A 23,807-nucleotide genomic window follows, 5' to 3' on the forward strand; every position below is an offset into this window, starting at 1 on the left:
TGCTCAATAAAATTAGCCAGGAGCTACTTAATTGGTATCCTGGCCTATGAATGCGGAGTATTCTGTATGCCTAAAATGAAAACCAAACGAGGTGCTGCAAAGCGCTTCAAAGCGACGGCTTCAGGTTTTAAGCGTAAGCACGCTTTCAAAAGCCATATTCTTACCAAGATGACTACTAAACGTAAGCGTCAGTTGCGGGGCACATCTATGGTTGCAAGTAGTGACCAAGCATCTGTTGAACGCATGCTGCGTACCAACTAATCCCAAAGCTTTGCTTATAGTTAAAAGTATCATCTGAGGAGAATTTATCATGCCTCGTGTTAAACGTGGAGTTGTGGCTCGTCGCCGCCATAAGAAGATTTTAAAGCAAGCTAAAGGTTACTACGGTGCCCGCAGTCGTGTATTTCGCGTAGCGAAGCAAGCGGTAACTAAAGCTGGTCAATATGCTTACCGTGACCGCCGTCAGCGTAAGCGTCAATTCCGCGCATTGTGGATTGCACGTATCAATGCGGCCGCACGTGTCAATGGTCTTTCTTACAGCCGTTTTATTGCGGGACTTAAGAAAGCATCTGTTGAGATTGATCGTAAAGTTTTAGCAGATTTAGCTGTTCATGAGCAGCAAGCGTTTGCCGCTATCGTAGAGAAAGCAAAGCAAGCGCTGGCCTAACACACAGCATTATCTGTTGTTAGCTTGATTAAAAGGAGGCCATGAGCCTCCTTTTTTTATTTGACAGCGTTTGTCGTATTGATTTGGTAGTATCAGATTTTTCTAACAGTTGGACTAGAGGTAAGCGTCTGTCATGGTCATTGGCAGTAACAATCAAGCAACTGCTTATTATTACATAACGACGCTAACGACTATTTTGTCTGCGGAGTGAACCATGAATAATTTGGAATCGCTGTTAGCCAGTGCGCTGGAAGAAACAGCCACTGCAGAAGATACCCACTCACTGGATCAGGTGCGGGTAAAATATCTGGGTAAAAAAGGAGAAATTACTCAGTTTTTGAAAACGCTTGGTGCATTATCTGCAGATGAACGACCTGCTATGGGAGCCAAGATTAATGAGGCAAAAACACAACTGCAGGTTGCGTTGAATGATCGTCGTGAGAAGTTACAAACGGCTCAACTGGAAGCGCAGCTTGCGGCAGAATCGATTGATGTTACGCTTCCTGGCCGTACAGAGTCATTGGGCAGTATTCACCCTGTTACTAAGACGATTGAGCGTATAGAAGATATTTTTCAGAAAATTGGTTTTTCGGTAGCTGAAGGACCAGAAGTTGAAGACGACTATCATAATTTTGAAGCTTTAAATATTCCTAGCCATCATCCTGCTAGAGCAATGCATGATACATTTTATTTTAATGCGCACACATTGCTTCGCACTCACACTTCTCCTGTGCAAGTGCGCACTATGGAGCAAAGCCAGCCTCCGATAAGAATTATTTGCCCTGGTAAAGTATATCGTTGCGATTCTGACCAAACGCATACACCTATGTTTCACCAGGTTGAAGGACTATTAGTTGATGAAAATGTAAGCTTTGCAGATTTAAAAAGTACGATTATTGACTTTCTGAGAGCATTCTTTGGTCGCGATTTGCAGGTTCGATTTCGTCCGTCTTATTTTCCTTTCACTGAGCCTTCAGCAGAAGTGGATATTGAGTGGGGAAGGGACAATGACGGAAAAATCCGGTGGTTGGAAATTATGGGGTGCGGTATGGTGCATCCAAAGGTTTTTGATTACTCCAATATTGACTCTGAAAAATATACGGGATATGCCTTTGGTCTTGGTGTTGAACGGATGGCGATGTTGCGTTACGGCGTTCAAGACTTACGCCAGTTTTTTGAAAATGATGTGCGTTTTTTAGAGCAGTTTAAATAAGTGCTTGCCTCATCAAAAAGTTATACAGCAGGTGTAATGTAAGGATTGAACATGAAATTCAGTGAACATTGGCTACGCGAGTGGGTCAATCCCAAAGTTGATACCCATACCATCGTGGAACAGTTAACTATGGCAGGACTGGAAGTCGATGGAACAGAGGCGGTAGCAGGTCAGTTTACCGGGGTTGTAGTAGGTGAAATTATTGCTGCAGACCCGCATCCCAATGCAGACAAATTGAAATTGTGTCAGGTGTCTGTAGGTGGTGAAACAACATTCCAAGTAGTGTGTGGTGCTCCTAATGCACGGGTGGGTTTAAAAGCACCCTTTGCGCAAATTAACGCGATTTTGCCAGGGAATTTTAAAATTCGTAAAGCCAAGCTCCGTGGTGTTGAGAGCTTTGGAATGCTGTGCGCAGAAGCAGAGCTGGGTATGGCGGATCAATCCGATGGGTTGATGGAGTTACCAAGTGATGCACCTGTGGGAGTAGATATACGAGAATATTTGTACCTGGATGACACGATTATTGACGTTGATTTAACCCCCAACCGGGCAGACTGTTTATGTATTGCAGGTATTGCAAGAGAGGTCGGGATAATTAATCGTCAAGCGGTTAATGCGGTAGAAATTTCATCGGTTTCAGCCACCCATCAAGACATTTTTCCTGTAGAAATTAAGGCTCCAAAAGGGTGTCCAAACTACGTAGGACGAGTCATTCGGGATGTTAATGTTTCCGTTGAAACACCATTATGGATGCAAGAAAAGTTACGAAGAGCTGGGCAGCGTAGCATAGACCCAATAGTTGATATCACAAACTATGTCATGCTGGAGTTGGGGCAGCCCTTACACGGTTTTGACTTGGAACAGCTTGATGGTGGTATTGTCGTTCGGATGGCTGAAGGTGGGGAAAAACTGACATTACTGGATGGTCAAACAATTACCCTGAGTAGTGATGTACTGGTCATTGCGGACCAGAGTAAGCCATTAGCCTTTGCGGGAGTGATGGGGGGTGAGCATTCTGGTGTTTCAGAAAATACACGTCATGTGTTTTTAGAAAGTGCGTATTTCAACCCCATTTTTATTGCTGGAAAAGCGCGTAAATATGGCTTACATACAGAGTCATCTCATAGATTTGAACGTGGAGTTGATTTCCAGCTGCAGCGGAAAGCAATTGAGCGTGCGACCCAACTTATTTTAACAATTTGTGGAGGGCAGCCAGGACCCGTTATCAACCAGTCTGATCCAGAACAGTTGCCTGATACTATTGCAGTTAAGTTACGTGCTAACCGTGTTCGCAGCTTGTTAGGCCTTGAAATATCAAACGAAGAAATTGCTGAATTACTCGGTGGCCTGGGTATGGTCATGGAAACGGTGAAGGAAGGTGCTTGGGTTGTTGGTATTCCTTCATATCGTTTTGATATTCGATTGGAAGTGGATCTTATTGAAGAAATAGCGCGTTTATATGGCTATAACAACCTTCCCTCAACATCGCCTATGGCTCATGTTGCAATGTCTGGCTTGCCTGAGGACAAAGTGACACTTCGTCAACTTCGTCGTCTTTTAGTGGCTCAAGGTTATCGGGAAGCTATTAATTACAGCTTTATTTCTCCTGAACTACAAAAGCTTGTTGAGCCTGAAGTTGATGCTTTGGCTCTGGCTAACCCTATTTCAGCCGATATGGGGGTTATGCGGACCAGTTTGTTGCCAGGTCTACTGAGTGCCCTAAGTTATAACTTAAATCGTCAGCAGTCTCGCATTCGTTTGTTTGAAGTGGGTCAAGTGTTCCTTCCTGAAGGGGATGCACTTCAACAGCCTCAGATGTTGGCTGGTGTTGTTTGTGGGTCACGTAACCCAGAAAACTGGACCAGTAATTCGGATAAATTTGATTTTTATGACTGCAAAGGAATCGTTGAACAATTGATCGCATTAGGTGGAAAAGCAGATCAATTTGAGTTTCGTCGCGAAATACGGCAAGGATTTCATCCAGGACAATGCGCTGCACTGTATCTAAAGGATAAATGTGTTGGTTATTTAGGTCGTTTACATCCACAGTTGCAAAAACAATTGGATATACCGGAAGTAGTGTATCAATTTGAATTGCAGCTAGACTTATTAACCCAAGGAAGTGTTGCCAGTTTCCAAGAAATTTCAAAATTTCCTGGTGTTCGTCGTGACATCGCAGTTGTAGTTGATCAGGACGTTGATGCAGCTGATTTAATGAAAATAGTTGAATTTGAAGCCGGCGAACTATTGAAAGACCTGAAGTTATTTGACGTTTATATTGGCAAAGGTATTGATCCTAATAGAAAAAGTGTTGCAATGGGCTTGACGTTACAGCATCCATCACGCACTCTTAATGAGGATGAGGTACACGACTTGATGACCAGAGTGACTCAAAAGCTAGAAGAGAGGTTTAACGCAATCTTAAGGAAGTAATGACCATGGGGGCATTGACGAAAGCAGAAATGGCGGAGCGCCTGTTTGAGGAATTGGGCCTAAATAAGCGAGAAGCTAAGGATATGGTTGAATTATTCTTTGAAGAAATTCGTCATGCCTTGGAAGCAAATGAGCAAGTTAAGCTCTCTGGTTTTGGCAACTTTGACTTGCGAGATAAACGAGAGCGTCCCGGTCGTAATCCAAAAACAGGAGAGGAAATACCTATTTGTGCACGACGTGTGGTTACGTTCCGCCCAGGGCAAAAACTAAAAGCTCGGGTAGAAACCTATGCTGGAACCAAGCAACAACAATGAACTGCCACCCATTCCTGGAAAGCGCTACTTTACGATTGGTGAGGTCAGTGAATTATGTGAGGTAAAGCCTCATGTACTGCGTTATTGGGAGCAGGAGTTCGCTCAAATAAAACCGGTTAAACGGCGAGGGAATCGCCGTTATTACCAGCGCCAGGATGTATTGCTTATACGACAAATTCGTAGTTTGTTATATGAGCAAGGATTTACAATTGGTGGAGCGCGTAATCGGCTGGAGAGTGAAAACTCTAAAGAAGATATGAGTTACTATAGACAGTTAATAAGACAAATGATTATTGAGCTAGAAGATGTATTAAGAGTGTTAAAAAAATAATAACGCTTCATTAAATTGCTAGTTCACAAGCTTAGTTAATTGTAGTAGTATTCGCACCACATTTGAGGCGAAGCCTCTTTATTTTCGGAGTGTAGCGCAGCCTGGTAGCGCACCACAATGGGGTTGTGGGGGTCGGAGGTTCGAATCCTCTCACTCCGACCAAAAATTAGCCCGTAAGTCAATGACTTACGGGCTTTTTGCTTTTGATAATCATTTGCATCATGCAAAATTCTGCAATATCCTGCAAAACTCAACTTTATTGAACGCTGCTTAGACGAAACCTGTCGTCTAATTTTCTAAGTCTAAATCGGCTTCAACTTGTGTCCATCTTGTGTCATGTCCTTTTAAGTGATGTTCAGTCATTTTGTCAGAAGTGTGACCCATCAACTGACGAACTTGAGTTTTACTCCAACCTTGTTGTTCATAAAGTAACCCGCCCAATGATCGTAACTCATGGAATGTGGGTAATACATCTTTGGAAATATTTTCATAAATAACCGACTCATCACGTGCTTTGGAAAAGCTTCGGCTCAAGTAATCAGGTTTAACTGCAGACCAATGACCATTGCCCGTTAAGATTCTTTGAGGTTGCTTATGAATCAGTAGGGGAGAGTTCATCCCAGTACACCGCGCACGCTCAATGACTTTCTTGAGCGAGGGACCCAAGCCAATAGCCAGCCGTGCACAGTCACCATGTTTTTCGGTCTTACTTTGCACCAGGTACAAGCGACCGTCTTTAATATCACTGAACTTCAGGCGTAATAAGTCAGAGCGACGTTGCAGGGTGATAATGGCCAAGTCCATAGCAATCTGTAACCATTCCTCGGCATGCTGGTAAATCGCTTGGTAAGCTTCCCAAGTTATCCGCTGCCGTTGTTTACGAATACGCTGACTCTGTCGTGTTGATAACGTTGGCGCCACGGGGTTTTCAACTAACCAGCCTTTGACGATTGCAAACTGACACAGCTGGGATAACACAGACCGATGTTGTTTATAGGCATCGCCCTTAAAACTTAAATCCAAATAACTGGCCACTTGCTCCACGGATAATGAACGAATACTCATGTCGCCTAAATCATTATTCAGTCGATTTAATCGGTACTCTAATTCTTGAGCAGAACGAGGCATTAATTCTTTATTCGGTACAATATCCGTTTTAAAGGCTTCAATAATATCCGCAATAGTTTTTTCGCCTATGGCTAAAATAGAATTAATTAACTGCTGGGTACTCGGTATTAAAATACTATTTAATTCCCGTGCGGCACGGACCGCTTCCTGCTTATCGCGGCCCAGGGCATGCCAGGTTTTATTGACGGGATGACGGTAACGAAATAAACCATTGGACTCATATAAATTCGGGCAAAGCCCTCGTTTTTTTCTAGGACGGGCGGCCATAATATTTTGACTCACTTAAGACTTTACTGACCAATGAACTGCTGGCTTTTTCATGGACATCAATATTCACATACCACAGTCCACCCTCTTTAATGGCGCCAGGTATCAAGCCGCTTTCACAACGGTTGCGTAAGGTTCGCAGTGTGGGACCATCACCCAGCGGATAACGCTGTTTGGCATAGGTATTTAATCGCATCAAACGCATAATGATTATCTCCCAACGCGCACAAATTAAGCGGCCAATCTTTTTTGACGATTTCGTAAATACACTTTTTCCCGCAAAATAATGATATTGTCAGGCGCATCAAAACCAATACGAATTTGGTGACGACTATTTCGTTCCAGAAGAAAAAGAGTTAAGGGTATGGTTTCAAGCGTGAGTTTATCGCCAATACTCAGCCACTGGTTATAATCGAGTTGAGGACCTTTAATCGTAATTCGCGCGTTATGTTGGTAATCTTTTTCAGCGAAGGTCAGAATGGTATGCTCGTTGATAAAAGCTCTTTCTGAGCGGCGAAAGGTTAAAATTAACATGCTCAAGTCTCCTCAGTGGACCGTATTCACGGCTTTGACAGGTACGCCTTGTAGGGTAAAGGGTGGTTGATTGTGGCACTGGGCCATATCATTTTTTAATGCTTGATATTCATCAGGATGAACACTGACACACGGCGGTCGTCGCTTTTTCGCGAGCTGATAATATTCAATATATTGCTGGACGCGGTGTATTGTTTTTGCAGATTTTTTGGATAAAAAAGTACGACAAATTTCCATGATTAAGCACTCGCTTGTTGAGGTGATTCGGAAAAATCGTAATTTAATATGTGTGGGTATTTATCGGCTTGGCTGACTTGTACGGCGTTGGGTATTTTTAACGTCGGCGCATCCTGTAGTGCTTCTTCGGTGGAGCGGGGCAGTTGTCCACCTAAACCGGCGCGTTTAAACCACCATTTTGCTGCTTTCGCCTTGGCATAGCCTTTATGTTCAAAGCACACCCATTCATTGACGAATTCAAAGCCACAGCGATAGGTAACTTTTAATGATGGTGGGGCATTTAATTTACGGTGAATGCTATACGACACATCAGTCACACTGAGCCACACGGGTTTAATTTGTGATTTTAACAATGCCCCTTTGGATGCTTGATCGTTATGGGGCAGGGATTCACTGGCCGGAAAGGCATGGCCACAGCTAGGACACTCCCGTAAAGTAGCTTGTAACAGTGACTCACATTTAGGGCATTGTTTGGTAGGTGCTTCACCAGACTCGCCATTTTTACGGGATTTAGACTTAGGTGGTTGGATATTATCAATCGGTCCATGACGCTCGATGTTGTCGCCATAATCCAATACTAAGCAATCAGTCTTATCCGTCTCCGGTGAAATACGTAAACCACGCCCCAGGATTTGCACATACAAACCTGGAGAGTGAATAGCGCGTAAAATGGCAATTAAATCGGTGCGGGGTGCATCGAAGCCGGTGGTTAAAACACCTTGGCTGACCAGACAACGAATACGGCCTTGTTTATAGTCTTCAATGAGTTGCGAACGTAAACTGATAGGCGTCTGACCATGCACACACTCTGCCTGTATACCATGGTCTTTGAGCATGGTAATAATCTGCAAACAGTGATTCACCGAGACACCAAAAATTAACCAGGCTTTACGATCCTGCCCCCATTCGCTGATTTCTTTTAACGCTTTACGGGTAAGGTCCTGGGCATTTAACGCTTTTTCTAAATCCCGGGTGACAAACTCGCCCTGGCGAATACTCACGTTCGTTAAATCAATTTGCTCAGTGCCGGGTTGTGAAATTAACGGGGATAAAAAGCCTTGATCAATGAGTTTTTGAATATCAACGTTGTACACCACCTCATTAAATAATGCACCTTCGCCCTCAGTTAATAACCCGGTTTTCATACGGTAAGGCGTGGCAGTAAAGCCCACTAATTTCACCAAGGGGTTCATTAATTTCGCGTCATTTAAAAAGCGGGTGTACATACTGTCGTCTTTACCGGCATTAATTAAATGGCACTCATCGACGATAATGATATTAAAGGGACCCAAGTCAAACGCCTTGTTATACACTGATTGAATCCCGGCAAATAACACATCCGCCTGGTGATCTTTACGCCTTAAACTGGCCGAATAAATACCCGAGGGGCAGGTGGGCCAGAGCTGATTTAATTTTGCGTAATTTTGTTCCAGGATCTCTTTGACATGGCTGAGCATAAGTACCCGTTGGTTGGGAAACTGCATCACCCGACGAATAAATTCAGCAATAATGACTGATTTACCGCCTCCGGTGGGTACACAAACCAATGGATTACCTTGCTGTTGTTGCCAGTATTGATAAATAGCGCTTAAGGATTCGTCCTGATACCAGCGTAATTTCATGCCGCGTCCTCCACTAACTGGGCATTAAACGTCGTGCGTAAGGTTTGAATATGGTTGTCGGTTAATAAGGTTTTATCTTCGACTGCGCGTAATTCACGGCTGTTAAACTGCTCAGGCGCTTCGCCCGTGATAAAACATTCCCCGGATTTTTTCAGGCGATAACGAATCCAGTATTCGCCACTATCAATCACTTCCGCAAAACGCTGAATTAAATCGGGAATGAATAAATGGGCCTGACAGCCGACGCGTTGATTATTTTCAGGGATCAATAAATTAAATCGTGCACAATGCCATTGGCCCTGATCAACCGCTGATGCATGTAAGCAGGTTCGGCAATTAACGGTGGGGACTTGCTCACCATGACAAATAGCATGATGATCGCAGAGTTTGCACTCGTACCAGCTGGGATCTTCATTTAATTTTTCCAGTGGCTGATCACTGGCAATATTAAGGCGAAAAATCGAATTAAAGATTTCCGGTGTAACCACTTCTTTTACGGTGCTTAAGTGTTTAGTAATGACTTTTCGATCGATTTTCCCGGTGGTGGTGACTTTAAAAAACGTGGTTTCATGAGCGCTAGAACCTTCCTCTTGAGCACCCACCAAGTTAATTAATTCCTGCTCAATGGATGCTTTTTCCTGATTTAAATCCGTGATCTGCTGTTTGATGTCCTGCAGTTTTTGGGCGTAAAAGTCCACCATGCGCACCGGGTCGGGCGCTGCCATTGTCATATTCATTGTGGTAACCTCTGAAAAATCAGGTTATTAAATTGAGTTTATTGATTGTTTTTTTAAGCCGCTTCGAGCGTCATTAATTTAAGGTGCTTTAACGTTTTATAATAATTCGCGAAGGCGAGTACATCAGAAAAACATTTCACATGCTCAACATCGAACGGCATATAACGGGCGAGGAAGGCCTGTAATAAATCGACGGGAATAGTGTTAACGTCTTTATTTTCCACCAACACCATGTGTGAGGCTTTATCAAATAAAATATAAAAATACTGAAGTTTTGATTGATGAGTAATCACCACCCGCACTAAGAGGTGCTGAGGATTCTCATACACATATTCATAATGTTCGTAGAGCGGTGAGGCAAACTGTATCAGGTAATGGTTGGTGACCCAGTAAGGCCGTACTTTATTAATCTGTTCTACCAATCCGGTGGTTACTGCTTTAACCGGGTTCCGTAGCTGGAAAACGGCATAGCAAGCCATGATTTTTCTCCTTTTAATGAACGGTCAGTGACTCGGTATTAGGGGCTTGAATAATGCGTTGTAAATTCAAGCTCATTGCACTTAACTGCGTTTGCAGTATTTTCAATTGATTAATCGCATCAATAAAGGTTTTAGGCTGGTTCGCATCGAGATAAGCATCCAGTGTCACCAGGGCTAATTCTTCAGGTGTGGGTTGTTTATTATTATTGTTCATCATGCAGCCTCCTTGTCTTTTTTGTAGCCACCAAAATATTCGATAAAATTGCGGTAGAGTTGAGAGAGGGCATTGGCCATTAAGATAAAATCGGCTCGTGCCTGGCTTATAAAATCTTCAGCTTTTTCCTGATCCGTTAATTCAAACTTTAATTGGGTAAAACGAAAATCATCGTGAATAATACCGGTTAAATAATCGGTCCAGTGAAAGCCCAGTTTAGTGACCATTTTGCCCGCGCCAATATGCGGTTCGACTTCTTCCAGCTCTAAATCGCTTTTACTGAGTTTTACAATGTCCGCATCTTCACTCCCCACAAAACGGAGTTCTGCACACTGGTCCAGTAGTAGACCTTCAGGCAGTTGAGTACTTCGCGCTAACCAGCAGGTTAAGACTTCATAAGGCTTATATTCTGTAACCACCGGATGTGTGGCTAATCCATCCAAGGCAATGCGTAAGAGATGAATGCATTCCTCAGCCTGCTTTACGTTGGAGCTGTCCACGACAACTAAGTTATTAATAGGATCTAAATACATATACCAACTGTGGTATTCACTGAAGGCTTTGGGTAACAGCTCGTGAATGACAGACTCTTTAATTTGGTCTTTTTCGCCTTTGCCAATGGACTCACCCTGTTCTTTTTCCAGGGTTTTAATACGTTCTTTGACGTATTTGCTGATGACCGAGTTAGGCAACATCTTTTTTTCTTTCTGCAGGCAAAGTAATTGGAAGTTGCCAATATGCTCGGCAAAGTGTTCGGCTTCTTCACCGAAGGGACGAACCCAGCCATAGCTTTCGGCTTGTTGGGGCGTGCAGGGCTTAAAGGCCTGGGCTGAAAGTTTTTCATTGAGTAACGCCTGATCGAGCTTGGCGACCTGTTCACAGCGGAAAGATATTGCGTTTTTAAACCACATGATGTGCACCTCTTGTTTTATGTTGTATGCAGGGTAGGGACGATCGACTCATACCGCGTCGTTCGGGTTCGGTAAATTCGATTACGTAGGAGTGGGTCATCAGAGAAAACAGGAACGATCACCAAGGACAACGCTAACATGCCCATGGACAACGGGCAGATCACCTTTGACCGGATCAGCTCGGCGACCAGTTGAGTACGATTCTTCAGGTTGTGTTTATGCAGTGCGGCTTTAATGGTCTTGGAAATGGTGTCCGGCGCAACCGAATACTTGCGGGCAATTTCCTTATCCGATAAGCCATGCAGAGCTTCAAAGGTATACAGCGTTTGTCGTGGGGAGAGCTGAAGGTTGTTCAGGTAGGCTTTCCAGTGGCCTATGGTGATCGTGTCGTCCATGAGTAACACTCCCTTTTGATCGATTTACATAATGTAAATATATAATCGCCCCAAAAGGGAATATATGTCAACAAGTGCTACATAAGTAATTTGTTATTAGACCAATTGGTCTGATAGATTATTTATTTTTGATGCTGGATACTAAGGTTTGAAGAAGGTCTATTTCTACTTCGCGCAGCTTGCCATCAATAACTAAGTCCATGAAATCCTTAGTTAAAGTTCTAAGCTTTTCTTGAATTTGAGTTTGAATCTGTTCTGGGTCTAGCTCATAAGTTTCATTTTGCAGCCTAATAAATGCTTCTTTGGCGGCAGCAACCTTTTTACTATTTGGAGGTAAAAAGTACTTTAAGTCTTTACCTGTTACTTCTGCAATCTTATGAAGATGCTCAACTCGTGGTCCTCGTCTAACAGAAGGGTCTTCAGATTCCCAGCGAGAGGCAGTAGCTCTTGATACTCCAACTCTTTGAGCAAACTGAATCTGGGTTAAACCTGTTTCTATCCTTGAGTTTCTGATTTTTTCCCATAGTTCCAGCTCTTGCATGTCAAACTCATTGTAACGTATATGTAAATAAAAATTTCAAAAATGCAAGCAATGTGTTGACTAGTTTGCTACAACTGTCTACAGTGTCGCATTATTAGCTTTACAAACCGCTACACACTAGTCCAAAAGTTTTCTCTCATTCTAATGTAGTTGTTGCGGTTGCTTCCTTCTATCCCCTCACACGGGAGTAGTCAACTTTAAATAACAGGAATCACCAGTAATGGAAGCTGATAAACCACCCATCACAGAAGAAACAGCTTGGGAACTCTACGACAGAGGGTTCACCGTTATCCCGTTAGGTTCGCCATTTGAAACACCACCACCTTACTTTGTCAACAAACGCTTTGACGGCAATAAAGAAAAAGCCCAACAGGAGTGGCCTAAACAGGCGCGCGTACCGTGGGCCAAGTACCAAAAAAACACGCCATCGTTAGAGGATATGGATTATTGGACCGCTTCCTATCCTCGTGCTAATTGGGCCATTGTTACAGGGGCGCGTGTCATTGTTGTGGATGCTGACTCTGAAGAAGCAGTTCAGTTTATGGAATCCGGAGCTGTCGGTCGAACGCCGTGGAAGGTGAAGACTGGCAAAGGTAAACATTTTTATTATGCCGTTAATCCCAACGTAGAAATTCGCAATTCAGTTAATGCTCACTCCAAGATCGATATCCGGGGGCAGGGTGGTTATGTCGTTGCACCAGGCTCAACCCATGCCAATGGTAACCGCTATGAATGGGAATACGACGCCAGTTGGGTGATTGATAGCATTGATGACTTGCCTTGTTTATCTGAAGAAGATTTACAAGCGATCCAGCAATTTAATGGTCGAAACGTATTAAGTAAAAGCAGCCAAGTGAAGACTGACTCACCTAAAACAAATCCGGAACCTGAAATCACAGGTAACTTAGGTTTTAGTACCGCTGATTACCAACCAAAAGCCAGTGGGGAGGCAGTAAGTGAAGGTTCACGTAACCAATCCGCTGTGTCGTTAACAGGTCAATATATCGCTTCAGGGATGGATCTACGCACCATAAAACAGATGTTGGATACCTGGAACACAGGCAACAGTCCGCCGTTAGATCCCAGTGAGCTCAATACCTGTATTGCCAGCACAATATTGACGCACTTACGTAAACATCCTCATGATGTGATTCCTGTTCAATCGGCACCGCCCGAACCCGCCAAGGCGAGTAACCTATCACTACCTGACAGTGGTGGTATGCCTGGCCATTTATACGACATACCGGGTGTATTGGGTGAAGTCGTGCAGTTTGCGAATCAGACGGCACGACGAAAACAGCCCGCATTGGCAGTACAAAGTGCGTTGGCACTGGGCAGTGTGGTATGCGGGCGTTATTACAAAACGGATAAGGGAAATTTTTCGTCGCTGTACTTTCTCAATATTGCCAAGTCTGCGAGTGGTAAAGAGCACTGTAAGGATGTTGTTGAACAGATTTTGGAAGCATCAGGTTATGGGCGACTTATTTCTGGTTCTGGTTATACGTCATCCGGTGCCTTGTTCAGTGAACTGCTCCATGAACCGAACCATATCAGTATCATCGATGAGTTTGGTAAGTACCTGGAAGGCAGTCAGCACAAAATGAATCCGCATAAGGCGGAGGCGATTACCCGACTAGTCGAGGCCTGGAGCAAGTGTGGGTCTTCACTCTATCCCCCGGTGTATTCAACCATGGGTATGAGTAAGCAGGCGGCAGAGGAGTTGCGTAAGCGGTGTATTAAGCATCCGGCGTTAACGCTCTTAGCGTTGACGACACCTGGTACCTTTTACAGTGCACTGTCACCGGAATTAGTAAAAGATGGTTTTCTAGGACGCTTTATTGTCATGGAGAGCCAATTAAAACGACAGGTGTCGAGTGATCCAGGACTAATAGAAGTCCCCGAGAACATTACCAAGTGGGTGGCGACTATTCGGGAGAATCTAGCTGGTAACTTAACCAGCCATATGCCACCGGAAAATAAGCCCGCACAGAATATTCTTGTGTTCGAGGAGTCGGCGCTCCAGCGATTAAAAGCGCTTGACCAGGAAATCATTCAGAAGATGGATGAACTGGAACAGTATGGTATTGAAGTGTTGCTGGGGCGCACCCGAGAAAAGGCCATGCGTATTGCATTAATTCTGGCCCTGTCGGTCGATCCGTTTGCGGAGACGATTACACGACAGGTGACGGATTGGGCTATTGATTATGTTCGCTATCACGATTATTATATGGTAGATACCGTAGTGAACCGTGTAGGTGGTTCTTCCTTTGAAACTCAATTAAAAGAATGCGTTCATGAAATTGAGAAAGCAAAGGAACGCGGTCTCACCCTCTATGAAATTGGTCGTAACCCTTGTTTCTCTAAGATGCGTAGTAAAGAGCGCAAGGAGATACTAGACGACATCTGTTCCAGAGGGCATGCCCGAGCTAAACCAACCGGTGGACGTCCGAGGATGGCTTATGTGCATGCCAATTTCTGCTGAGGCCACGGATCAAGGGGTTTTCACAAGTTTTCACGAGTTTTCACATGAACTCATGTTAAAATTACTTCTTGATTTTATTAGAAAAAATGGCCTTTTCACATTTTCACAAGAATTCCTAAAGTCCCCTAGAAAGACCCCAGAAAAAAGCCAGGGGGGGTACTTTTTATGTGAAAATGTGAAAACTATTATTTATATATATTATTATTTTTTTTATTTATATATTAAACACTTACAGAAGTATTAGTTTTCACAAATATACATGTGAAAACTCTGTGATAATTTGTGAAAACCCCCGCCTAGACCTCTTCCTTGAAACAAATCTGTCACATACTACGAGTGCCTTATGAACCTGCAAGCCTACGCTATTACCCCCAACACCAAGCCCCGTATGACCCGTGCCGACAAATGGAAACAACGCCCCTGTGTCATGCAGTACCGCGCGTACAAGGATGCACTACGAGAGTTGTCTATTGAGCTGCCTGAGAGCGGCTACCATCTTATTTTCGTGTTACCCATGCCCAAGTCATGGTCGAAGAAAAAACGAGCTGAGATGCGAGGACAGCCTCATAAAGCGACACCGGATAAGGACAATCTAGAAAAAGGTTTATTGGATGCCTTGTTCGTGGACGATGCCCATATTTGGGATGGACGCGTGAGTAAGTATTGGGGTGACGAGGGACAGATCATCGTGAAACGGATTCCAACCTACGACACGTTAGACGAAGCGTTGAACTCGACGATTCACTGAGGGGAGGGGATTAGATGGCTACAACTGACGCCTATCAGCCTGCACAGCAAAAAAATGGTACCAACCTGGTGTTGCCCTGGCGTTCAGCCAAAATAGCCTGGCATGAGGCGTTTATGAGTATGAGATCTAAGCCTTTGGTTCAGTGCGAGGGTAATGGTTCAGTTGATAACCTGGACCAAATTGGCCGGAGTCTGGAAAAGGGGATTGTCCAGGATGCTGTTGCGAAGTTGCCTAAACCGATTCGGGAATGGGGAATGTATTGCTATGCACCCGATCATGCTAAAACTGAAACGTATAAGTCACGCGTAGCCGATCGACTGTATGCCTTGTTGGTGGAACAATTGGACGATACATACCTCAAGAGTCGTATTCGATGTATACGGCTAGTGACAATGTGCAATATTGCCATTGAGGAATGCAAAAACCAGCAATGGACTGGAGAGTTTTATTCTGATTACAAAAGGGCGCAACTGTTGGGTATCCATCACCAAAACTTTCAGCGGGATTATGGTCAGTTGTATGGGTCTATGCAGGAGGTTTTGAGTGGGTATTGTGGGAGAGCGTTGGGTGGTGTGGCTAGGTTGTTGTGCGAGATAAACTAAGAAAGTAGCTTAACAAGACAAAGCGTACGGATGTTAAAGGCTATAGTTTTTGTATATGGTGATTAGTTCAAAAACTAAGTGAGGATGAATGGACAGAAATGAAATTCAATTAATGAGAAAAGGGGAGCTTCACGTTCATTTAAATGGTTTGGTAAGTAGTGATGTTATTCGAAACTTATTGGTACATGATGAGGCTGAACTGCCTTTTGGGTTTGATTTAGAAAAAGATTTGAACATATTACAACCAGCAGACTCTCTATTATCATACTTGAAGCCCTGGCAGGTGTTACGGCTCATACCTAAGAGTAAGAACTGTCTTAAGGTAATAATAGAAAGTGCTTTTCTGAATTTAAAATCTCAGAATATTACATTTGTAGAGATTCGTAATAGCATTCTGTATTTGGCATTGCTAAATAATATTGCGGTAGATGAGGCGATGCACTGGGTAGTATCTGAAATTGAGTGTGCATCAGAAAGACATAAAATAAAAGCTGCATTGATTTTGACGATTTCTAGAGGAGATTATGCTCCGGAGCACTTGCGATCTCTTTTAGATGCATATGAGAAATTAGGTAGACCAGATATTGTTGTTGGACTTGATTTAGCTGGAAATGAAGAATCTGAATCTCCACCAGAAACAGGTTCTCTTTTTTTGAAGGCAAAAGATAAGTATGAACTAAAGGTAACAATTCATGCGGGGGAGACAGGAAGAGTTGAGAACATAGTTAGCGCAGTTAATGAATTTGGTGCTGACAGAATAGGTCATGGAACAGCGGCCTCAAAATCAATTGAGGTAATGGACTTATTGAAAACACGAAATATATGCATTGAGGTCTGTCCAATTAGTAACAGATTAACGAATGCTGTGGATGAATCTGAATCTCACCCTGTCGCTGATTTTATCGCGCATAATGTTCCATTTGTTATATGTTCTGATAATCCTGCAATTCATTGTTCGAGTCTTACTGAAGATTATTTAGAATTTTACCGCGAGACAAATTCGTCTCAGCTTTTACGCGATATGTATAGTAATCAAAAAAAATATAGCTTTATTAAGGGGGAGTATGGAAATTAACTTCGTCACAAAAAATCCCCATAAAGCAAAAGAGGTACAATCTATCCTGGGAAATGATATTGGTGTTTCGATAGTCCATGCTTCTTTAAAAATTCATGAAATACAAACAGAAGATATAAATCTTATTGTAAGGGATAAGATTTTAAAAGCGTTCAGACAAATTGGGCGTCCTGTATTTGTTGAGCATACCGGGCTATATATTGACAGTTTACAAGGTTTTCCTGGGGGATTAACTCAAGTGTTCTGGGATAAATTAGAAGCCGAAAAATTTTGTGAGTTACTTGGTAAGTTATCAATAACATCCTTAACTGCAAAAACTGTTATCGCATATTGTGATGCAAAAAAAATATATATCTTTGAAGGGAAAGTAGAAGGAAATATTGCACCCTCTCCAAGAGGATGTAAAGATTTTCAGTGGGACTGCATCTTTATCCCAAAGGGCTTTCACGAGACATTTGCTGAAATGGGTGAAAAGAAGAATGATATATCCATGAGGAAACTAGCTTTTGATAAATTTAGAGAGTTTTTATGTCGGAGGCCTTGACATGGATAATCTTATTGCTTCCTATCTAGAAAAAAATGTTATCCTTTTTGTGGGTGCTGGCATATCCAAAAACCTTGGCTTGCCGACATGGTCAGGACTAATAGATCATATTGCTCATGAACTTGGGTACGACCCAGAAATTTATAAGTCTTTTGGCGATAACTTAGCCTTAGCAGAATATTACAGAGTTAAAACAGGAAGTATTGGCCCTCTCAGAAGTTGGATGGATACTAGTTGGCATTCTGGCAGCGTTGATTTGAAAAGCTCTGAAATACATAAGTTAATTGTAAACTCAAAATTCTCAATAGTTTACACCACGAATTACGATCGATGGTTAGAAAAATCATATGAGCTATATAAAAAGCGATACATAAAAATTGCGAGTGTATCTGATATTGCAAAGATTAAAGATGATGTAACCCAAATAATAAAATTTCACGGTGACTTTGATAATGATGATACTATCGTGCTTGACGAGTCAAGTTATTATGAGCGCCTAGAGTTTGAAACCCCTTTAGACATTAAGCTTAGATCGGATGTTCTTGGGAAATCGATCCTATTTATTGGTTACAGTCTAACAGACGTAAATCTTAGGTTTCTTTTCTATAAGCTTGCTAAATTATGGAAATCCAATAATGGCGGTGGGGTTCAGCCGAGATCTTACGTCTTTACACATAGACCAAATCCAATTCAAGAAACAATATTGGATCAATGGGGTATAAAAATGATTACCTCTACGGAAAGTGATCCAAAAGAAGCTCTACTAGAGTTTCTTAATCAGTTCCAGTAATGTAGCTAACAAGAGTGTTAATTCAGATGCTTGAGCTAATTGCGTTGGTTAAACCTTAGGTGAAATAATAATGAAGTACTGTAGTGACTGTGGAACAGAGGTGTTTGAGCAAGCTAAATTTTGCTTTGAATGTGGGCGCAATTTATGTGTAATTGATAGTGTGAATATTTCCTCTGGAGATAACTCAGTGAACTTTGGCCTGCAGAATCATGTTACTGGTAATACGATTAATATAAGCTCAAGAGAAGGTGATTCTGAGAAAGCATATATCGATCGTGTAAAAGTTAAACCTCTTGCTATCGCTGGGACACAATTAAGAGCATTTTGGTTATTTATTTCTGGTCTACTTGGTTTTTTTGGTAGTATCGCAAGTATTCTTGGATTTATAGGTACTGAATATCAATTATTTTTTATCTTTTTTATGATTGTTAGCGCGATATTATTTTTCATTGGTATGGTGTTATTACAAACTAAACACATAAGTTTTCCACCATTTTTCAACCTTGAATCTGGATCTAAAGGCGAAATATATCTTACTAAGATAGAGGGTAGTTGTCCTAAATGCACTGGAAAACTCAAACTTAGATCAATAGGCCCCAAAAACAATAAAACTACAGTTGTTAGGTGTACAAGAAACCCTGATCATATATGGGGCTTTGATCCAACTGTTTTACCAGATTTATAGAAAGTGTCATCATATAAGAGCTGACATTCAGCTTACTTCAGCTTTCCCAATACCACAATACATGTGAGATTATAGTTTATCAACTGGTCAAAAAAACAGTCTTGTAACAGATCGTAGCCTTGTGACGTCCATTCCTTAGCCCTTCATGGCTTTCGCTTACAATAGCGACCAGTTATTGATTGTAAGGCGAAGTCATGAAATTGGGTGCCAATCGCAGTGTATTTTTATTGGAGATCACCGGATGCCATGCAGAATTGCTGGTAACGGAGATCAATGGTGTTGAAGGGATCTCAGACCCGTACAGTATTGAGCTTAGTTTAGTCAGTCGTCATCCTGAGCTGGGTAATTTAAACCTTATTCGTAAGCCTGCTTGTATCACCATTCGAGGCGAAGACGAGGACCGGGTTATCCATGGGCTGGTGGCTTCTTTGGTCGAAGCAAGTCCAGGTAATCGTTATACCGAATATGCCGTTAAAATCGTGCCTAAGTTGTGGTTTTTGCAATACCGTGAAGAATGTCGCACTTATCAAAAGCTCACGGTGCCGGAAATCGTTGAGCAGGTGCTGGTTCGTGCTGAATTTCAAAAAGGCATCGACTTTGAATTTCGCTTAACTGAAGACTATGAAAAAGAGACGTATATCGTCCAGTTTAATGAGTCTGATCTCAACTTTATATCCCGCCTATTGGAAAAAGAAGGTATTTTTTATTACTTCGAACACACTGCTGACAGCCATAAATTGATCTTTGTCGACCGTAATGAAAGTCTGGAACCCATTGTAGGTGACACGCTTGCCTTTCACATGAAAACCGGCATGGTGCCTGATGAAGACTGTTTGGATTCGTTAAAGCAGAGTGTGAGCCGTACCATTGGTAAGGTAGTCATGCGGGACTACAATTTTCACAAACCCAGTTTAAATCTGGAAGTGGAACATACCTTAGGTGACGCCAACGCTGTAGAGAATATTTACCCTGGTGGCTATAAAACCATTGAAGCCGGTCAGCGTTATGCACGGATTCGGTGTGAAATGCATCAGGCTAAAAAGGAAATTGTCACAGCCGGTGGTACATACCGAACGATGATTCCTGGGTATACCGCTGCAATCACTGATCATCCTGTCAAAGTCATTAATAAAGCTTACATCATTACCCAAGTTATCCATGAAGGGCGGCAACCACAAGGCTCGGATGAATATGCCGTGGGTGAGGGTGCTTATTATCGTTCACGTGGCGTCTTCATCCCCAAAATCACCGTGTACCGTCCTCAGCAACGACATAAAGCACCGAAAATGCCGGGTAAACAAACCGCTGTTGTGACCGGGCCTGAAGGTGAAGAAATCTATACCGATGAATATGGCCGGATAAAGGTTCAGTTTAAATGGGATCGCGAAGGGAAACTGGATGAAAACTCTTCGCGCTGGGTACGTGTCATGCAAACCTGGGCTGGGCCACAATGGGGCAGTATGGTGATTCCGCGAATCGGGCAGGAAGTGACCATCGACTATTTAAATGGTGATGCGAACCACCCTGTGGTAACGGGTGTTGTTTATCATGGCAAACACCAAACGCCGTATAAATTACCTGATCATAAAACCCGCTCGGGCTTTAAAACAAATTCAACTCCGGGCGGTGGAGGTTTTAATGAATTTACGTTCGAGGATAAAAAAGACCAAGAAGTAATTATGGTCACGGCAGAAAAAGACCTGGATGTTCGCATCAAAAATGATCGTCGTGAGCATATTGTGGGTGATAATACGGTTACCATTTACCAACATGACTTCAAACATATAAAGCAAGATCAGCACATTAAAGTTGATCAAAACCATGAGCGGGCGGTGAAAGGGGATTATCACGAAACCGTAATGGATACCCGTCATTTAAATGTTGATGGTGAGCACAGGATTGAAGCCAAAGATATGAACTTTAAATCCGGTGATAAAGTAGTCTTGGAATCGGATACGGAAATTACCTTTGTGGCTGGAGGTAGCTCTATCACAATTACTCAGGAAGGTGTGTTTATTGATGGCAAGACCATAAATGTACAAGGTCCATCAGGACAGCCGCTACCTGTTAACATCATTACCCCTGAACGTCCTGGTCTGGCTGAAGAAGCAGATGATGGGAATCCTTTGCGGAAGGAACCTTTAAGGAAAAAATCGAAGTCATCATCGAGGAGTAAAGAGCTGGGATTGGCAAACCAGATAGGGCAAACGTCAACGAATAACATTAATGAACAATGTGCTTATGATGAGCACTTTGAAATTATCGAGCTTACTACGCAGATGCCTTTAACTGGGTTTTATTATCAGTTTACTGCTGCAGGTAAACCCGTTGAAGATAAAACAAATCAACAAGGCTATACCAAAAAACATACTTCTAATACACCAGAAGATTTAACGCTTGATTATGTTATTCAAATGGAGCCAGTAATAAAGCCATGAGTATTGCAAAGTCAGTAACAAGCCCTGTTAGTAATACTAAAGGCAAAACAGTCGAATATGATTCTTTTGCAATTACCGATATACCTGCTGCAATGGATAATATGGGTTGGGTTATGGGGCCAAAGCTAATGAGGCGTTGGTTTTCTGGAAAATACTGGGTTATGGATAAAGATACTAGAGTTGGAGATATAAAAGTTGCAGATTTGCCAAAGGAGCATAAATGTACTGATGTGATTACCATGAAATGGGCTCTGCAGTATCCACAAGTTCAAAAAGCAATGGAAGAGCTATTTTTAGGATGGAAGTCGAGAGCAGGTATCAGGGAATTGGTGGCACATTTGCTAGATTTAGGATGGACACCTGATACACCAGTATTAGATTTTAAAAACGAGAATAAACCTACAGATGAAATTCATGTTTCTGCGCAAGTAAACTATAGATCTTTTGGTAGAGCCATAGATACTATAGATGATATGTATGGTGCTATAGGGAAAGGTACATTAAATATTGCTGTATCTGGTGTTGCTAAAAAGCACCTTTTTTATATAGAAAAAGTTGGGTTTTATATAAAAGATACATATGACTTTACTTTGGCTGATAAAACAATTGCAACATACTCTCCTAGTAATTTTCTTGGAGTTTGGAATAAGGAACGCTGTTTAAATAAAACAGAAACAACAGAGTTTTTTGGTGGCGAATTTTGGTATGTTCCGGGGTTAAGTGGACCGCAACTGGGAAGCCTTTCACCAGTTCTACTTGAAAGTAAAAAAAAATATGCAAAGCAGGGTTTTGTTGCTGTTTATAACCAACATTTCAATGCTTGGCGAGAAGCACGCCAAGTGGGTTGTGACTTTATTTTACTTTCAGATATAGCTTGGTTTGATGTGCAAAATCAACCAGGATCAATCGTTAATCTCTTTGACTGTATAAGTGATTATGATGAAAAAGATTTGAAAGACAAAAATAATGTTTGCCGAGATATTTTATGGAAATAGTCAGGAAGCTTAAGACATTTATAAGAAACCCATTGTTTATTATTGTTGTAGTACTTTTTATATTTATACAATGGGCTGGTAAGGGATTGGCTGTTCGCTATTCTGTCGTTATAAGCCCAAATAAAGTTTATCGGATTGAGTCTTATACTCCTTGGTTACTATTTGGAGATTCGCGAGATTATACATATGTTAAGCTTTATAATGACTTAACTGGAGAGTATATAGCTGATTCAGAAATAATGGACTCTTACCAAGGACCTAGAAAATGGAATAAAAATTACATCAGCTCAAGATTTCCAGCTGACTATGGTTTTAATTTGGAATGTTATCGGATGAAGTTATTAACCCCAGATGCTAACTGTTTTATAACTAACAATAAGTTTAGCTATTTTTTTGATACGTTAGATTTTCGTGGAAATTCCGCTGATGAAATACTTTTAAAAAATGAATATAGAAAAACTGAAGATGAAAATTAGTAGTTTAAATGTCAATAAACTAACCATGGTTATGTTAGTTATGGCTATTGTTTCTAGTGGCTGTGATTCATCCCCTGAAATAGTGGTATCAGAACCTATTGCTAGTATAAAGTTTAAAGATGAAAATTTTAAAAAGTGTATTGAAAAGTATAATTATAAAAGAACAGAGGAAGTAACAAAATTAACATGCTGGAAACAAGGCATAAAGCATGTTGATGAGTTAAAGAAGTTTTCGTTGCTAGAAGAACTGAAGCTAACTGATAATGAAATTAAGCATGTAGATCTTTCAGGTAATGAAGTGCTAAAAGTATTTTGGGGTTCAGGTAATAATATTGAATCAATTAATTTGAATGAAAATATTGAATTGGAACAGCTTTGGTTGTCTAATAATAACCTGACTGAGATTGATATATCTAATAATATTAAGCTTAAACAGCTTCTGATTGACGGTAATAAGCTTGAATCTGTTAATATTCTTAATAATAAAGAGATTTATTACATTGATGCGAGTGATAATAATATAAAGGATATAGAGGTTACTAAAGATCACTATTTTCAGTATTATGATATTTATCCTTATAAAAGTAAAAGCGATGATGATATGAGAAAGGATGCTGAGTATTTTAATGTAAAGAAAAAGTATTAGTTGCATGGTAAAAAAACTCTACATTTGGTTTGTTTTAGCGATGTTAGTACATTTATTAACCGCTATAGACTTTCTTGATGAATATAGATTAGAATTTTTGTGTATTGCTTTTTTCTTATTTTTAAGCCTTTTTTGTGTGGTATTGATTTGTCTCGTTCGTAATAGGAAAGAAAGAAATATAGTTTTAAAACTTTTACCATTGTTGTTTATTGTGCTTTTTGTTGTGGGTTCATTCGTTTTCGCTGGAGCGGCAATGCTAGGGTTCATACCTTTGCATCACTAGTTTTTATGTGTAGCTCTATT

The 23,807-nt window shown here is 41.6% G+C and carries 29 protein-coding genes and 1 tRNA gene; 19 read left to right on the forward strand and 11 right to left on the reverse strand.

Going from position 1 to position 23,807, the window contains the following annotated elements:
- Nucleotides 1–66 precede the first annotated feature (66 nt).
- From rpmI to ACQ96U_RS00130, 7 genes are all read left to right on the forward strand, one after another.
- On the forward strand, nt 67–261 hold the full coding sequence (rpmI, locus tag ACQ96U_RS00100; RefSeq protein ID WP_215819551.1) for a 50S ribosomal protein L35: 195 nt from the start codon (nt 67–69) through the stop codon (nt 259–261).
- Nucleotides 262–310: 49 nt separating this feature from the next.
- Nucleotides 311–667 (forward strand): 50S ribosomal protein L20, encoded by a 357-nt coding sequence (rplT, locus tag ACQ96U_RS00105; protein ID WP_027709074.1) that lies wholly within the window; start codon nt 311–313, stop codon nt 665–667.
- A 214-nt stretch (nt 668–881) separates the two neighbouring features.
- Nucleotides 882–1,880: a phenylalanine--tRNA ligase subunit alpha gene (gene pheS, locus ACQ96U_RS00110; RefSeq protein ID WP_431719192.1), complete on the forward strand. Its 999-nt coding sequence runs from the start codon at nt 882–884 to the stop codon at nt 1,878–1,880.
- A 51-nt stretch (nt 1,881–1,931) separates the two neighbouring features.
- Nucleotides 1,932–4,313, forward strand: coding sequence for a phenylalanine--tRNA ligase subunit beta (pheT, locus tag ACQ96U_RS00115; RefSeq protein WP_431719193.1), 2,382 nt, complete (start codon nt 1,932–1,934; stop codon nt 4,311–4,313).
- A gap of 5 nt (nt 4,314–4,318) precedes the next feature.
- A complete protein-coding gene (gene ihfA, locus ACQ96U_RS00120) occupies nt 4,319–4,627 on the forward strand; it encodes an integration host factor subunit alpha (protein ID WP_027709077.1) in 309 nt (102 codons plus the stop codon).
- Nucleotides 4,602–4,958: a MerR family transcriptional regulator gene (locus tag ACQ96U_RS00125; protein ID WP_431719194.1), complete on the forward strand. Its 357-nt coding sequence runs from the start codon at nt 4,602–4,604 to the stop codon at nt 4,956–4,958. Before ihfA ends, ACQ96U_RS00125 begins: the two co-directional genes overlap by 26 nt.
- Before the next feature lie 85 nt (nt 4,959–5,043).
- Nucleotides 5,044–5,120: transfer RNA gene (locus ACQ96U_RS00130), tRNA-Pro, on the forward strand.
- Between the two features lie 126 nt (nt 5,121–5,246).
- Here the strand turns inward: ACQ96U_RS00130 and ACQ96U_RS00135 are convergent.
- The 11 genes from ACQ96U_RS00135 to ACQ96U_RS00185 all read right to left on the reverse strand — a co-directional run bounded on the left by ACQ96U_RS00135 (nt 5,247) and on the right by ACQ96U_RS00185 (nt 12,023).
- Complete coding sequence (locus tag ACQ96U_RS00135) at nt 5,247–6,368, reverse strand: tyrosine-type recombinase/integrase (RefSeq protein ID WP_431719195.1); 1,122 nt, start codon at nt 6,366–6,368, stop codon at nt 5,247–5,249.
- Entirely contained in the window at nt 6,337–6,558 is a 222-nt protein-coding gene (locus ACQ96U_RS00140; RefSeq protein ID WP_431719196.1) for a hypothetical protein, read from the reverse strand. The genes ACQ96U_RS00135 and ACQ96U_RS00140 overlap by 32 nt, the downstream gene beginning before the upstream one ends.
- Nucleotides 6,559–6,584: 26 nt before the next feature.
- On the reverse strand, nt 6,585–6,887 hold the full coding sequence (locus ACQ96U_RS00145) for a hypothetical protein (protein ID WP_431719197.1): 303 nt from the start codon (nt 6,885–6,887) through the stop codon (nt 6,585–6,587).
- A 12-nt stretch (nt 6,888–6,899) separates the two neighbouring features.
- Nucleotides 6,900–7,124, reverse strand: coding sequence for a hypothetical protein (locus ACQ96U_RS00150; RefSeq protein WP_431719198.1), 225 nt, complete (start codon nt 7,122–7,124; stop codon nt 6,900–6,902).
- Between the two features lie 2 nt (nt 7,125–7,126).
- Complete coding sequence (locus ACQ96U_RS00155) at nt 7,127–8,746, reverse strand: DEAD/DEAH box helicase family protein (protein WP_431719199.1); 1,620 nt, start codon at nt 8,744–8,746, stop codon at nt 7,127–7,129.
- Complete coding sequence (locus tag ACQ96U_RS00160) at nt 8,743–9,471, reverse strand: hypothetical protein (RefSeq protein ID WP_431719200.1); 729 nt, start codon at nt 9,469–9,471, stop codon at nt 8,743–8,745. The genes ACQ96U_RS00155 and ACQ96U_RS00160 overlap by 4 nt, the downstream gene beginning before the upstream one ends.
- A gap of 65 nt (nt 9,472–9,536) precedes the next feature.
- Nucleotides 9,537–9,962 carry a hypothetical protein gene (locus ACQ96U_RS00165; protein WP_431719201.1) on the reverse strand — a complete coding sequence of 142 codons (426 nt, stop codon included), beginning with the start codon at nt 9,960–9,962 and terminating at the stop codon, nt 9,537–9,539.
- Nucleotides 9,963–9,975: 13 nt separating this feature from the next.
- Nucleotides 9,976–10,179, reverse strand: coding sequence for a hypothetical protein (locus tag ACQ96U_RS00170; protein WP_431719202.1), 204 nt, complete (start codon nt 10,177–10,179; stop codon nt 9,976–9,978).
- Nucleotides 10,176–11,087, reverse strand: coding sequence for a recombination-associated protein RdgC (locus tag ACQ96U_RS00175; protein WP_431719203.1), 912 nt, complete (start codon nt 11,085–11,087; stop codon nt 10,176–10,178). The genes ACQ96U_RS00170 and ACQ96U_RS00175 overlap by 4 nt, the downstream gene beginning before the upstream one ends.
- Before the next feature lie 17 nt (nt 11,088–11,104).
- The gene (locus tag ACQ96U_RS00180; RefSeq protein ID WP_431719204.1) at nt 11,105–11,482 is read right to left on the reverse strand and encodes a helix-turn-helix transcriptional regulator; all 378 of its coding nucleotides are present in this window, start codon (nt 11,480–11,482) and stop codon (nt 11,105–11,107) included.
- A 118-nt stretch (nt 11,483–11,600) separates the two neighbouring features.
- Nucleotides 11,601–12,023, reverse strand: a complete 423-nt coding sequence (locus ACQ96U_RS00185; protein ID WP_431719205.1) for a helix-turn-helix domain-containing protein — start codon at nt 12,021–12,023, stop codon at nt 11,601–11,603.
- 220 nt (nt 12,024–12,243) lie between these two features.
- Between ACQ96U_RS00185 and ACQ96U_RS00190 the strand changes: the two genes are divergently transcribed.
- From ACQ96U_RS00190 to ACQ96U_RS00245, 12 genes are all read left to right on the forward strand, one after another.
- Nucleotides 12,244–14,505 (forward strand): bifunctional DNA primase/polymerase, encoded by a 2,262-nt coding sequence (locus ACQ96U_RS00190; protein WP_431719206.1) that lies wholly within the window; start codon nt 12,244–12,246, stop codon nt 14,503–14,505.
- 343 nt (nt 14,506–14,848) lie between these two features.
- Entirely contained in the window at nt 14,849–15,253 is a 405-nt protein-coding gene (locus ACQ96U_RS00195; RefSeq protein ID WP_431719207.1) for a RusA family crossover junction endodeoxyribonuclease, read from the forward strand.
- A 14-nt stretch (nt 15,254–15,267) separates the two neighbouring features.
- Nucleotides 15,268–15,855, forward strand: coding sequence for a hypothetical protein (locus ACQ96U_RS00200; protein ID WP_431719208.1), 588 nt, complete (start codon nt 15,268–15,270; stop codon nt 15,853–15,855).
- A gap of 88 nt (nt 15,856–15,943) precedes the next feature.
- On the forward strand, nt 15,944–16,930 hold the full coding sequence (locus tag ACQ96U_RS00205; RefSeq protein ID WP_431719209.1) for an adenosine deaminase: 987 nt from the start codon (nt 15,944–15,946) through the stop codon (nt 16,928–16,930).
- Nucleotides 16,920–17,474: a non-canonical purine NTP pyrophosphatase gene (locus ACQ96U_RS00210; protein WP_431719210.1), complete on the forward strand. Its 555-nt coding sequence runs from the start codon at nt 16,920–16,922 to the stop codon at nt 17,472–17,474. Before ACQ96U_RS00205 ends, ACQ96U_RS00210 begins: the two co-directional genes overlap by 11 nt.
- 1 nt (nt 17,475) lies before the next feature.
- Nucleotides 17,476–18,264 (forward strand): SIR2 family NAD-dependent protein deacylase, encoded by a 789-nt coding sequence (locus tag ACQ96U_RS00215; RefSeq protein ID WP_431719211.1) that lies wholly within the window; start codon nt 17,476–17,478, stop codon nt 18,262–18,264.
- A gap of 70 nt (nt 18,265–18,334) precedes the next feature.
- Entirely contained in the window at nt 18,335–18,949 is a 615-nt protein-coding gene (locus ACQ96U_RS00220; RefSeq protein WP_431719212.1) for a hypothetical protein, read from the forward strand.
- Nucleotides 18,950–19,143: 194 nt separating this feature from the next.
- Nucleotides 19,144–21,387, forward strand: coding sequence for a type VI secretion system Vgr family protein (locus tag ACQ96U_RS00225; RefSeq protein WP_431719213.1), 2,244 nt, complete (start codon nt 19,144–19,146; stop codon nt 21,385–21,387).
- Nucleotides 21,384–22,382, forward strand: coding sequence for a DUF6402 family protein (locus tag ACQ96U_RS00230; RefSeq protein WP_431719214.1), 999 nt, complete (start codon nt 21,384–21,386; stop codon nt 22,380–22,382). Before ACQ96U_RS00225 ends, ACQ96U_RS00230 begins: the two co-directional genes overlap by 4 nt.
- Nucleotides 22,373–22,858 carry a hypothetical protein gene (locus ACQ96U_RS00235; RefSeq protein WP_431719215.1) on the forward strand — a complete coding sequence of 162 codons (486 nt, stop codon included), beginning with the start codon at nt 22,373–22,375 and terminating at the stop codon, nt 22,856–22,858. The genes ACQ96U_RS00230 and ACQ96U_RS00235 overlap by 10 nt, the downstream gene beginning before the upstream one ends.
- Nucleotides 22,848–23,504, forward strand: a complete 657-nt coding sequence (locus tag ACQ96U_RS00240; RefSeq protein WP_431719216.1) for a hypothetical protein — start codon at nt 22,848–22,850, stop codon at nt 23,502–23,504. The genes ACQ96U_RS00235 and ACQ96U_RS00240 overlap by 11 nt, the downstream gene beginning before the upstream one ends.
- A gap of 4 nt (nt 23,505–23,508) precedes the next feature.
- Nucleotides 23,509–23,787, forward strand: coding sequence for a hypothetical protein (locus ACQ96U_RS00245; protein WP_431719217.1), 279 nt, complete (start codon nt 23,509–23,511; stop codon nt 23,785–23,787).
- Nucleotides 23,788–23,807: the final 20 nt, after the last annotated feature.

This window comes from Zooshikella sp. RANM57, from assembly GCF_050749885.1.
In the GTDB taxonomy this organism is placed as follows: Bacteria; Pseudomonadota; Gammaproteobacteria; order Pseudomonadales; family Zooshikellaceae; genus Zooshikella.